This window comes from Mesoflavibacter sp. CH_XMU1404-2 (assembly GCF_037029465.1).
Classification (GTDB): Bacteria; Bacteroidota; Bacteroidia; order Flavobacteriales; family Flavobacteriaceae; genus Mesoflavibacter.
Genome location: NZ_JAYMEM010000006.1, coordinates 83,113 through 96,440 on the forward strand (window position 1 = coordinate 83,113; position 13,328 = coordinate 96,440).

Below are 13,328 nucleotides of genomic sequence, written 5' to 3' on the forward strand. Positions count from 1 at the left end.
TTTCAGTAAAATAAACTTCATTTCAACTACTGAACATCGTAGCAAAACAAATAGCTATTACCTAATCTTAATACCAAAGTATAAATTAGTAAGTCAAAAGAAAAATAATTCTCTCTTAAAATGTCTAAAAACACAATTCAAATATTTGATACCACGCTTAGAGACGGCGAGCAAGTCCCAGGATGCAAATTAAATACAGAGCAAAAAGTAGTCATTGCAAAACAACTAGATCTTTTAGGTGTTAATGTGATAGAAGCTGGTTTTCCCGTATCAAGTCCTGGCGATTTCCAATCGGTAGAAGCGATTTCTGAAATCGTAAAAAACGCTACCGTTTGCGGTCTTACAAGAGCTGTTGAAAATGATATAAAAGTCGCTGCCGAAGCTTTAAAAAAAGCAAAAACACCTAGAATTCATACCGGAATTGGAACTTCAGATTCTCATATAAAATTCAAATTTAAATCCAATAAAGAAGCCATTATAGAACGTGCTTTTGAAGCTGTAAAATATGCAAAATCCTTTGTTGAAGATGTCGAATTTTATGCCGAAGATGCTGGTCGTACCGACAACGAGTATTTAGCTAGAGTTTGCGAAGCTGCCATAAAAGCTGGTGCAACAGTCTTAAATATTCCAGATACTACTGGTTATTGCTTACCAAGTGAATATGGTGCAAAAATGAAATACCTTAAAGAAAACGTAAAAGGCATAGAAAATGCTATTTTATCTTGTCATTGCCACAACGATTTAGGTTTAGCAACTGCCAACTCTATTGAAGGCGTAATTAATGGTGCGCGTCAAATAGAATGTACTATTAACGGTATTGGTGAACGTGCTGGTAATACAGCGTTAGAAGAAGTTGTTATGGTTTTAAAACAACATCCTTACCTAAATTTAGACACCACAATTTACACAAAACATCTTTACGGAATTAGCCAATTAGTTAGTGAAAACATGGGTATTTATACTCAGCCAAATAAAGCTATTGTTGGTGCAAATGCTTTTGCGCATAGCTCTGGAATACATCAAGATGGCGTGATTAAAAATCGTGAAACTTACGAAATTATTGACCCAAAAGATGTTGGTGTAACCGAAAGTGCTATTGTATTAACAGCACGCAGCGGAAGAGCTGCTTTAGCCTACAGAGCTAAAAATGTTGGTTACGAATTAACAAAACTTCAGTTAGACGACGTGTACGCAAACTTCTTAAGTTTTGCAGATAGAAAAAAGGAAATTAACGACAACGACATTCATGAAATTATTGAAACCAGTCGTGTTTACAACGAAATTATTTCAGCATAAAATATATTTCGCTTTCGCGGAAATTAAAAACTATGAGTAAAAAAACATTATTTGATAAAGTTTGGGACGCACATGTGGTAGATGCAATTGAAAACGGTCCGCAAATTTTATATATAGATAAACACTTAATACATGAAGTTACGAGTCCGCAAGCTTTTAACGAGCTAAAGGCGCGTAACATTCCTATTTTTAGACCTGATCAAATTGTTGCAACAGCAGATCACAACACACCAACTGTTGACCAACATTTACCTGTTAAAGACGATTTATCAAGAAAACAATTAAAACAACTTTCAGAAAATTGTAAAGCTAACGATATTACACTTTACGAATTAGGACATAAATATAATGGTATTGTACACGTCATGGCGCCAGAACTTGGTATCACTCAACCAGGAATGACAATAGTTTGTGGAGATAGTCACACTTCAACTCATGGTGCATTTGGCACGATTGCTTTTGGGATTGGAACTAGTCAAGTTGCTCAAGTATTTGCTAGTCAATGCCTATTATTAACCAAACCAAAAAGCTTAAGAGTTACCGTTAACGGAACGCTAAAAAAAGGCGTTTTACCTAAAGATGTTATTTTATATATCATCGCTCAAATAGGAACCAATGCTGGGACAGGTTACTTCTGCGAATATGCTGGCGATGTGTTTGAAAACATGTCTATGGAAGGTAGGATGACAGTTTGTAACATGAGTATTGAAATGGGCGCACGTGGAGGAATAATTGCTCCAGATCAAACCACTTTTGACTATGTAAAAGGTAGAGAATTTGCACCAAGAGGAAAAGATTTTGAAGACAAAGTAGCCTATTGGAAAACTTTACCAACGGACGAAGGTGCTGTTTTTGATAAAGAATACAACTTTGATGCTGCTGATATCGAACCAATGATTACCTACGGTACAAATCCAGGAATGGGAATAAAAATCACCGATAATATTCCACAATTAAATGATGCGTCTTTTGAAAAATCTTTAAAATATATGGATTTTAAAAAAGGTGAAAGCCTAATAGACAAAACCATTAATTACGTATTTATTGGTAGCTGCACCAACTCAAGAATTGAAGATTTTAGGATTGCTGCGCAATATGTAAAAGGCAAACAAAAAGCAGATAATGTAACAGCTTGGTTAGTCCCAGGAAGCAAACAGGTAGAAACTCAAATTATTGAAGAAGGCTTAAAAAGTATTTTTGAAGATGCTGGTTTTAAGTTACGTCAACCTGGTTGTAGTGCTTGTTTAGCAATGAATGACGATAAAATTCCGGAAGGCGAATATTGTGTGTCGACTTCTAATAGGAATTTTGAAGGTAGACAAGGTCAAGGATCACGTACTATTTTAGCAAGTCCATTGGTTGCTGCAGCAACAGCTATTGAAGGAAAAATTATTGATGTAACTGCAACCAATTTTGTTGCTGAAGAGATTTAAGACATGGAAAAATTTACAACATTACAATCTACAGCTATTCCATTAGCGATTGAAAATATAGATACCGATCAAATTATACCTGCGCGATTTTTAAAAGCTACAGACCGTAATGGTTTTGGCGAAAATGCATTTAGAGATTGGCGTTTTAATAAAGACGGTTCAGTTAATACAGATTTTGCATTAAACCAACCAGAATATAGCGGAAGCATCTTGGTTGCCGGTAACAATTTTGGTTGTGGCTCTAGTAGAGAACATGCTGCTTGGGCTTTGACAGATTACGGTTTTAAAGTTGTGGTCTCTAGTTTTTTTGCTGACATTTTTAAAGGAAATGCATTAAACAACGGTTTACTACCTGTACAAATTAGCGACGATTTTTTAAAGGTACTTTTAAATGAAATTAAAGAGAATCCAAAAACTGAATTAATTGTAAATCTTGAAAACCAAACGATAAGCGTTGCCAACACTTCGTTTAAAGAACATTTTGAGATTGACCCTTATAAAAAAACATGCTTAATTAATGGTTATGATGATATTGACTACTTATTAAGCAAAAAAGATTTAATTACTCAGTTTGAAAACCAACGTAGCTAGTTAGCCTGCGTTAGCGATTGAACGGTATGTTTGAGCGCCTCGTAGAGCGCGAGTAGTGAAAACGCGACCCGATAGGGTAACGCCCAAAAACAAAAATTAACTAACAAACTAAAAGCAAAAAGTTGCTTTAAAATAAATAATATGAAATTAGAAATTGCGGTTTTATCCGGTGACGGCATTGGTCCAGAGGTTACACACCAAGCCATAAAAGTGCTTAAAGCAGTAGCACAAGAATTTGACCATAGTTTTAGATTTAAAGAAGCGCCTGTTGGTGCTATTGCGATTGACCAAACTGGCAATCCTTTACCTGACGACACCTTAGCACTTTGCAAGTCTAGTGATGCTATTTTGTTTGGAGCTATTGGCGATCCTAAATATGACAATGATCCTTTGGCAAAGGTTAGACCTGAGCAAGGTTTACTTAAATTACGTAAAGAACTTGGTTTATTTGCCAACATTAGACCTGTTAAGGCTTATGAGACGTTATTAGGTAAATCTCCTTTAAAAAAGAGTATTATTGAAGGTACAGATATTAGTATTTATCGTGAGTTGACTGGCGGTATTTATTTTGGTGAAAAACAATTAAGTGAAGACGGAAATGTAGCTTCAGATTTATGCGAATATTCTCGGGAAGAAATTGAGCGTATTGCACATTTAGCATTTAAAGCAGCACAAAGCCGAAAGAAAAAAGTGACTTTGGTGGACAAGGCGAATGTTTTAGAAACATCACGTTTATGGCGAAAAGTGGTTACTGAACTAGCAAAAGAATATACAGATGTAGAATTAGACTTTTTGTTTGTTGATAATGCTGCAATGCAAATGATTTTAAATCCAAAACAGTTTGATGTAATCTTAACAGAAAACTTGTTTGGAGACGTTATTAGCGACGAAGCTAGTGTTATTGGTGGTAGCATTGGATTATTAGCAAGCGCTTCTGTTGGAGAAAAATACGCAATGTTTGAGCCTATACATGGTTCTTATCCTCAAGCAACTGGTAAAGGTATTGCAAATCCTATTGCCTCTATTTTAAGTGCTGCTATGTTACTTGAACATTTTGAACTTTATAAAGAAGCTGAAATGATAAAAGCTGCTGTAGAAAAATCTTTACAATTATATGTTACTACACCAGATTTAAACACCAAATTTGATCACATTACAACAAATAAAGTTGGAGACTTTATTGAAGACTTTATAAATAATCCTAAGGATAGTAATTTAAATTTTACTAATATTCACTTAGGACAATCCACAATTATTTAAGTTTTAGTATTTAATTTGGAGTCTATGAAGCACCTTGAAAAAGGTGCTTTTTTTTTTATACTAAAAACTGAAATAACTCTGGTTTATTATTTAAATAATCCCCGTAAAAATTATGAAGTTTCATTTTGGTAATTAAAGGCTCTAAATCGTCTGCGGATTTTAACTCTACTCCTACTACTGCTGCACCATTTTCTCTGTTTGTTTTTTTAGTGTATTCAAAATGAGTGATATCATCATTTTCTCCTAAAATATCAACAACAAACTCTCGCAACGCACCAGCACGTTGTGGGAATTTCACGATAAAATAGTGTTTTAAATTGGCGTGCAATAAGGCTCGTTCTTTAATTTCGGCAGTTCTGGTAATGTCATTATTACTTCCACTTACTACACAAATTACATTTTTACCTTTTATTTCTTCTTTAAAATCATCTAATGCTGAAATACTCAGTGCGCCAGCAGGTTCAACAACTATAGCATCTTTATTATATAAATCTAAGATGGTTTGACACACTTTACCTTCGGCAACTGTTACCATTTGATCTAAATTAGACTTACAAATTTCAAAATTTAAATCGCCAACACGCTGAACCGCTGCACCATCTACAAATTTTTCGATGTGGTTAAGCTGTGTGTTTTTTTGATTTTCAATTGACGTTTTCATTGATGGCGCGCCTAAAGGCTCAACACCAATAATTTTTGTTTGCGGCGATAACTCTTTAAACACTGATGATAGTCCAGCTGATAATCCGCCACCACCAACAGGGACAAACACATAATGAATTGGATGTTGTGCTTGGTCTATAATTTCTAACCCAACAGTAGCTTGTCCTTCAATTACCTTTTCGTCATTAAACGGATGTATAAATGCTTTTGATAGTCTTTCGCATTCTTTCATTGCTAGATGATAAGAATCGTCAAAAGTATCGCCTGCAAGAATAATCTCAATATACTCTTCTCCGAACATTTTTACCTGCTCCACTTTTTGTTTTGGCGTTGGAGCAGGCATATAAATGGTTCCTTTAATTTTTAATAATTTACAAGATAATGCAACGCCTTGCGCATGGTTACCTGCACTTGCACAAACAATACCATTTTCTACTTCTGAAGCTGATAACGAAGCCATTTTATTATAAGCTCCTCTAATTTTATAAGAGCGCACTTGCTGTAAATCTTCACGTTTAAACATGATATTACAATCAAATTCTTTAGAGTATCTAAAACTTGTTGTTAACGGCGTAACCGCTGCAACATCTCTTAATTTTTCGGCTGCAGCTTCTACTGCTTTTAAATTTGGAAAATAGGTTGTTTGCGTTTGCATTAGTTTGTTTTTAAGCTAAAACACTTTCTTCTTTAGCTTCAGTTTTTATTACTTTCATTGCAGTCATTGCGGCACGAAGACGCTTACCAACAGTTTCGATAGGATGATTTCTAATAGCGTCATTCACTTTTATTAATTCGATATTATCGACACCTGTTTTTGTTGAAAATGACTTTCCTATTACTGAAGTATCTACCGTTTTCATAAAATCTGCTAATAACGGTTTGCAAGCATGATCAAATAAATAGCAACCATATTCTGCAGTATCAGAAATGACACGATTCATTTCAAACAACTTTTTACGTGCAATTGTGTTTGCAATAAGTGGTAACTCGTGTAACGATTCGTAGTAAGCAGAATCTTCGATTATTCCTGCGCTTACCATAGTTTCAAAAGCAAGTTCTACTCCAGATTTTACAAATGCGACTAACAACACACCATGATCAAAATACTCTTGTTCTGTGATATGATCTGAAGTTAATTCGGTTTTTTCAAAAGCAGTTTCGCCAGTTGCTGCTCGCCATTTTAATAGGTTAACATCATCATTTGCCCAATCTTCCATCATAGTTTTTGAGAAATGACCAGAAATGATATCGTCCATATGTTTTTCGAATAACGGACGCATGATGGTTTTTAATTCTTCAGACAATTCAAATGCTTTAATTTTTGAAGGATTTGAAAGTCTATCCATCATGTTTGTAATTCCGCCATGTTTTAAAGCTTCAGTAATAGTTTCCCAACCAAACTGAATTAATTTTGCGGCATAACCAGCATCAATTCCTTCGGCAACCATTTTGTCAAAAGACAAAATCGCACCAGTTTGCAACAAGCCACATAAAATGGTTTGCTCGCCCATTAAATCAGATTTCACCTCAGCAACAAAAGACGATTCTAAAACGCCTGCTCTATCGCCACCAGTTGCAACTGCGTATGCTTTTGCTTGAGCCCAACCCTTATTTTCTGGATCGTTTTCTGGATGCACAGCAATTAATGTTGGCACACCAAAACCACGTTTGTATTCCTCACGCACTTCGGTTCCTGGACATTTTGGTGCAACCATAATTACCGTAATATCTTTACGGATTTGTGTACCTTCTTCAACGATATTAAAACCGTGTGAATAACTTAATGTTGCCCCTTTTTTCATTAGAGGCATCACTTGGTTAACAACATCTGTATGTTGCTTGTCTGGCGTTAAGTTTAACACTAAATCTGCTGTTGGGATTAAATCTTCATATGTCCCAACATTAAATCCGTTATCGGTTGCATTTTTGTACGACGCACGTTTTTCATCAATTGCTTGCTGACGTAAAGCATAAGAAATATCTAAACCAGAATCTCTCATATTTAATCCTTGGTTTAATCCTTGTGCGCCACAACCTACGATGACTATTTTTTTATCTTTTAATGCAGCTACTCCATCTTCAAATTCTGAAGCTTCCATAAATCTGCATTTTCCTAATTGTTCTAATTGTTTTCTTAATGGTAATGTGTTAAAATAATTTGCCATTTTTTTTGATTTAGAAAATAGAACATAGACGAAAGAGAATTGACTAAATACAGCCTAAAAATTCTTCTTAAATCATTTAGTTCCTATTTTAATTTATTTGTTTTTTAGTAATTAAATGCCTCTAGCATTTTAGTTATTTCCATTGGTGTTTTGGTGACTGCAATTCTTCCAGAACGAGTAAATTGTAAAATTCCAAATGCACTTAATTCTCTGTGCAATAATTCTATTTCACTACGTCTTCCTGATTTTTCAAGCACAAAAAACTCTTTATTTACAGTGACAATTCTAGCGTTACTTTCTTTAATAATATTTTGAATTTGTCGCTCTTCAAACAATAAATCTGATTTGATTTTGAACAGACAAGACTCTTGATAAATGGTTTCTTCTTCGGTGTGATAATAGGCTTTAATCACCTCAACCTGTTTTTCAATTTGACCAATAATTTTTTTCATTTGGTCTTCGGTTAACTTCACCACAATAGTCCATTTAGACACATTTTCAATTTCAGAAATTGAAGAATTTATACTTTCAATATTGATGTGTCTACGTTGAAATATTGCCGAAATACGGTTTAACAACCCGATATTATTTTCGGTATAAATAGAAACGGTATATAATTTATTTTCACTCATAATTACTCTAATCTTACATCTGAAACACTTGCGCCTGTTGGTATCATAGGAAATACATTATCTTCCTTTTCAACCATAACTTCTAAAAAATATGAACCTTCAGTTTCCATCATTTCTTTTACTGCATCGGCTAAATCTTCTCTTTTAGACACGCTTTTAGCATTAATATGATAGCCTTTAGCAATTGCTACAAAATCTGGATTTTCCATTTCTGTAGACGCATAACGCTTATCAAAAAATAACTGTTGCCACTGTCTTACCATACCTAAAAAATTGTTATTAAGCACGACAATTTTCACTGGTACTTTGGTTTGAAAAATGGTTCCAAGTTCTTGGATTGTCATTTGATAACCACCATCACCAGCAATCATCACCACATCACGTTCTGGTGCGCCCATTTTTGCACCAATTGCAGCTGGCAATGCAAACCCCATGGTTCCTAATCCACCAGAAGTAATATTGCTTTTAGACACATTAAAATCAGCATAACGACACGCAATCATTTGGTGCTGACCAACATCGCTAACAATTGCTGCTTCACCTTTGGTTTGTCCATTAATCTCTTTAAGCACTTCGCCCATAGTCAAGCCATCTTTAGTAGGATGTAAATCGTGTTTTATGACTTTATCAAACTCAACTTGATACAAATCTTTAAATTTTTGACGCCATTCTGTATGCGAATTTTCTTTTAAAAGTGGAAGAATTGCCGCCAAAGTATCTTTTGAATTTCCTAAAACAGCAACATCTGTTTTTACATTTTTATCAACTTCAGCTGGATCAATTTCAAAATGAATCACTTTTGCTTGTTTAGCATAGGTTGCTAAATTTCCTGTAACACGATCATCAAAACGCATTCCGATTGCGATTAAAACATCACACTCGTTAGTTAAAACATTTGGCGCATAATTACCGTGCATACCAACCATGCCGACATTTAATGGATGAGTTGAAGGAATTGCCGAAGCACCTAAAATAGTCCAAGCTGATGGTAAACCAGCTTTTTCGATAACCGCTTTAAATTCAGCTTCAGCTTCACCTAAAATCACACCTTGTCCCCAAACGACAAGAGGTTTTTTTGCATTATTTATTAAATCTGCAGCAGCTTGTAAATCGGTTGGATTAGTTTCAGGAATTGGCTTATAACTTCTAATTCCTGTACATTTTTCATATTTAAAATCGAATTCTTCAAATTGTGCATCCTTAGTAATGTCTATTAAAACCGGACCAGGACGACCACTTTTTGCAATGTAAAAAGCTTTAGCAATGACTTCAGGGATTTCTGAAGCTTTTGTCACTTGATGATTCCATTTAGTCACAGGTGTAGAAATACCAACAATATCGGTTTCTTGAAACGCATCGCTACCTAATAAATGCGAGCCAACTTGACCAGTAATACACACCATTGGCGTGCTATCTATTTGCGCATCTGCAATACCTGTGATTAGGTTGGTTGCGCCAGGACCAGAAGTTGCCATAGCGACACCAACTTTACCAGAAATGCGTGCGTAACCTTGAGCTGCGTGAGTAGCACCTTGCTCGTGACGTGTTAAGACGTGATGAATTTCGTTTTGAAATTTATACAACTCGTCATAAACAGGCATAATTGCACCGCCTGGATAACCATAAAGTACATCTACGCCTTCAGCCATTAAGCTTCGAACAACTGCTTCGCTACCCGAAATGCGAATGGTTTTTGAAGTAGATTGCTCGTTGTTTTTTATCGTTTTTGTTTCCATAAATTAGTATGGCATTAATTAGTTTCTATTCTAAAACTCGTCGGTAACACAACCTTTGGAAGCAGACGACACTGTTTTAGCATATTTGTAAAGGACACCACGATTAAATTTTAATTCTGGTGCTTTCCATGATTGTTTTCTTTGTGATAATTCTTCTTCTGAAACTTCAAGTTGAATAGTATTGGTTTCAGCATCTATTGTGATAAAATCACCATCTTTAACTAATGCGATTGTACCACCTTCTTGAGCTTCTGGCGTGATATGACCAACCACAAAACCGTGTGTTCCACCAGAAAAACGTCCGTCTGTAATTAATGCTACGTCTTTACCTAAACCTGCTCCCATAATAGCAGCAGTTGGCTTAAGCATTTCTGGCATTCCTGGTCCACCTTTTGGTCCTTCATATCTGATTACTACAACGTCACCTTTTTCTACTTTACCATCTCTAATACCATCGTTTGCTGCGTATTCACCTTCAAAGACTTTTGCTTTTCCGCGAAAGCGTAATCCTTCTTTTCCTGTGATTTTGGCAACACTTCCATCTTCGGCTAAATTGCCATACAACATGCGCAAGTGACCTGAGATTTTTATAGGCTCTTCGATTGGTTTTATCACATCTTGACCTTCTGCTAAATCATTAACATCTAATAAATTTTCTGCTAAAGTTTTTCCGGTTACGGTTAAGCAATCGCCATGAATTAAGCCTTTTTTCAATAAATATTTTAAAACAGCAGGAATACCACCAACGCGATGTACATCTTCCATTAGGTATTTTCCGCTAGGTTTTAAATCGGCTAAAAATGGTGTATTGTCACTAATATTTTGAAAATCTTTTAAAGTGAAATCAATATTCGCCGCACGAGCAATTGCTAAAAAGTGAAGTACTGCATTGGTCGATCCACCTAAAATAGTCACCAAACGAATAGCGTTTTCTAAAGATTTGCGTGTAATGATATCACTTGGTTTAATATCTTTTTCGATTAACAATCGCATTGCTTCACCAGCTTTTATGGCTTCTTGTTTTTTCTCTTCGCCTGTTGCTGGATTTGATGAGTTAAAAGGCAAGGTCATTCCTAAAGCTTCAATTGCTGACGCCATCGTATTTGCAGTATACATTCCGCCACAAGCACCAGCGCCAGGACAAGCTTTTTCAACTATATTTTGATATTCGCTTTCATTCATAGTACCAGCGACTTTGCTTCCCCAAGCTTCGAAAGCAGAAACGACATCTAGTTTTTTTCCGTTATGGCAACCAGAATCAATGGTTCCTCCATAGACCAAAATACTTGGTCTGTCTAAACGAATCATCGCCATTAATGCGCCTGGCATGTTTTTGTCACAACCAACAACAGTTATTAATCCGTCGTAACTCATGGCTTGCACAACGGTTTCCATTGAATCTGCAATAATATCTCGTGATGGTAAAGAATAACGCATTCCTGGTGTACCCATAGAAATTCCGTCACTGACACCAATGGTATTAAAAATTAAGCCTACTACATCTTTATTTTTTGTGCCTTGCTTAGCGAGTTTTGCTAAGTCATTTAAGTGCATATTGCATGGATTACCTTCGTAACCTGTACTTGCAATACCTATAATGGGTTTATAAAAATCTTCTTTGGTTAATCCTATAGCGTGCAACATTGCTTGAGCAGCTGGTTGCGTTGGATCTTGTGTTACTGTTTTACTGTATTTATTTAGTTGACTCATTTAGTCCTTATCTTTTTTTCTAATTTTCTAAATTACTAATTTGGCTATGGCTGATTAATTAAATATTGAATTATAGACTAAAGCCACATCTTATTTTAAACAATCAATAAACTGATTTTCAAATACTTAAAACTAAACACTTATGATGTTCAGTAGTTAATATTTGATTTATTTCTTTTTTCTTTGAACTGAAATGAACCCAACAAAAAAGCCTTCCTGAAAAGGAAGGCTTTTTTATTTATTTTAAAATAATAGACACCATTCCTTACCACCGTGATTTAATAATCACAATGCTAATAATTGAAATGATATTTAGGATTTGTTTGTTCATCTTGATAATCAAATATTAAAATTATTTAATTAAAACCCAAATTACACTTTAGGTAAATCACCTTCTTCTTTTAATGGTAAATTAGATTTCCCCATTAAAAAGGCATCTACGTGATGTGCTGCTTGTCGACCTTCGGAAATTGCCCAAACAATTAACGACTGACCGCGACGCATATCTCCTGCAGTATAAATACCTTTTACGTTGGTTGCATAATCTTTTTCGGTTGCTTTAATGTTGGTTCTAAAATCCATTTCTAAACCAAATTGTTCTGCTAAAGTTTTTTCGGCACCAGTAAAACCAAGTGCTAACAACGCTAAATCGCAGTCCCAAGTTTTTTCTGTTCCAGGCAATTCTTTTAGTTCTGGTCTTTCACCTTCTTTAAAAATCCATTCGACTTCAACCGTCTTTAAACCAATTAAATTCCCGTTTTTATCGCCTAAAAATTCTTTAGTTGAAATACTAAAAAAACGTTCTACACCTTCTTTATGTGATGTTGTCGTTTTTAAGCGCATAGGCCAATATGGCCAAGGTTGATGCGCTGGACGACCTTTAGTTGGTTTACTCAAAATTTCAAAATTTGTTACTGATGTTGCACCATGACGATTACTTGTACCAATACAATCACTACCTGTATCGCCGCCACCAATGACAATTACTTTTTTATTTTTTGCTGAAATAATTTCATCTTCACCTATCAATCCATCAACATATTGGTTATTTTTCTTTAGAAATTCCATTGCTTGGTGTACACCTTTTAGATGATTTCCTTTTATAGGAATATTACGTCTAACTGTTGCGCCGCCACATAAAAGAATAGCATCAAAATCTGCTTTTAACGTTTCGACACTTATATTTTTTCCAACATGAGCGTTGGTTTTAAAGGTAATACCTTCGTCTTTAAGAATTTTAATACGTCTATCAATAATTTTCTTTTCTAACTTAAAATCCGGAATACCGTAACGCAACAAACCACCAACTTTTGCGTCACGCTCAAAAACCGTTACAAAATGTCCTGCTCTATTTAATTGCTGAGCAGCTGCTAAACCTGACGGACCAGAACCTACAACAGCAACCTTTTTACCTGTACGATGTTTTGGAGGATGCGCTTCTACCCAACCTTCTTTAAAGGCGATTTCAGCAATGTTTTTTTCAATATTTTCAATGGTTACTGGATCTTCGTTAATCCCTAGCACGCAAGCTTCTTCACATGGTGCTGGACATAAACGACCTGTAAATTCTGGAAAATTGTTTGTAGCATGTAAAATTTGTGCTGCTTCTTTCCATCGTCCTTTATAGACCTTATCGTTAAAATCAGGAATTAAATTACCCAACGGACAACCGCTATGACAAAACGGAATACCACAATCCATACATCTAGCACCTTGATTTTTGAGTTTCTCCTCTTTTAAAGGCACTGTAAATTCTTTATAATTCTTTAAACGATTTTCTACTTTTAAATAGCCTTCGTCTTCTCTTTTATATTCTAAAAATCCTGTTGTCTTTCCCATAAT

At 35.2% G+C, this 13,328-nt stretch carries 10 protein-coding genes; 4 read left to right on the top strand and 6 right to left on the bottom strand.

The genetic code is table 11. The annotated features are described in order from the left end of the window. Positions 1-120 precede the first annotated feature (120 nt). From WA327_RS05075 to leuB, 4 genes are all read left to right on the top strand, one after another. A complete protein-coding gene (locus WA327_RS05075) occupies positions 121-1,296 on the top strand; it encodes a 2-isopropylmalate synthase (protein WP_336067143.1) in 1,176 nt (391 codons plus the stop codon). 32 nt (positions 1,297-1,328) lie between these two features. Then, positions 1,329-2,729: a 3-isopropylmalate dehydratase large subunit gene (leuC, locus tag WA327_RS05080; protein ID WP_336067145.1), complete on the top strand. Its 1,401-nt coding sequence runs from the start codon at positions 1,329-1,331 to the stop codon at positions 2,727-2,729. A gap of 3 nt (positions 2,730-2,732) precedes the next feature. Continuing rightward, the gene (leuD, locus tag WA327_RS05085) at positions 2,733-3,320 is read left to right on the top strand and encodes a 3-isopropylmalate dehydratase small subunit (protein WP_336067148.1); all 588 of its coding nucleotides are present in this window, start codon (positions 2,733-2,735) and stop codon (positions 3,318-3,320) included. 141 nt (positions 3,321-3,461) lie between these two features. Continuing rightward, positions 3,462-4,580, top strand: coding sequence for a 3-isopropylmalate dehydrogenase (gene leuB / locus WA327_RS05090; protein WP_336067151.1), 1,119 nt, complete (start codon positions 3,462-3,464; stop codon positions 4,578-4,580). Between the two features lie 55 nt (positions 4,581-4,635). Here leuB and ilvA read toward each other — a convergent pair whose 3' ends face one another. The 6 genes from ilvA to WA327_RS05120 form a co-directional block, all read right to left on the bottom strand. Further along, positions 4,636-5,898, bottom strand: coding sequence for a threonine ammonia-lyase IlvA (gene ilvA / locus WA327_RS05095; protein WP_336067154.1), 1,263 nt, complete (start codon positions 5,896-5,898; stop codon positions 4,636-4,638). 10 nt (positions 5,899-5,908) lie between these two features. Then, positions 5,909-7,408: a ketol-acid reductoisomerase gene (gene ilvC, locus WA327_RS05100; RefSeq protein WP_336067156.1), complete on the bottom strand. Its 1,500-nt coding sequence runs from the start codon at positions 7,406-7,408 to the stop codon at positions 5,909-5,911. A 104-nt stretch (positions 7,409-7,512) separates the two neighbouring features. Continuing rightward, entirely contained in the window at positions 7,513-8,040 is a 528-nt protein-coding gene (ilvN, locus tag WA327_RS05105) for an acetolactate synthase small subunit (protein WP_205619344.1), read from the bottom strand. Between the two features lie 2 nt (positions 8,041-8,042). Then, positions 8,043-9,776, bottom strand: coding sequence for a biosynthetic-type acetolactate synthase large subunit (gene ilvB, locus WA327_RS05110; protein WP_336067164.1), 1,734 nt, complete (start codon positions 9,774-9,776; stop codon positions 8,043-8,045). Between the two features lie 30 nt (positions 9,777-9,806). Further along, entirely contained in the window at positions 9,807-11,486 is a 1,680-nt protein-coding gene (gene ilvD, locus WA327_RS05115) for a dihydroxy-acid dehydratase (RefSeq protein ID WP_336067167.1), read from the bottom strand. 372 nt (positions 11,487-11,858) lie between these two features. After that, the gene (locus WA327_RS05120; RefSeq protein WP_336067169.1) at positions 11,859-13,325 is read right to left on the bottom strand and encodes a glutamate synthase subunit beta; all 1,467 of its coding nucleotides are present in this window, start codon (positions 13,323-13,325) and stop codon (positions 11,859-11,861) included. Between the last annotated feature and the right edge of the window lie 3 nt (positions 13,326-13,328).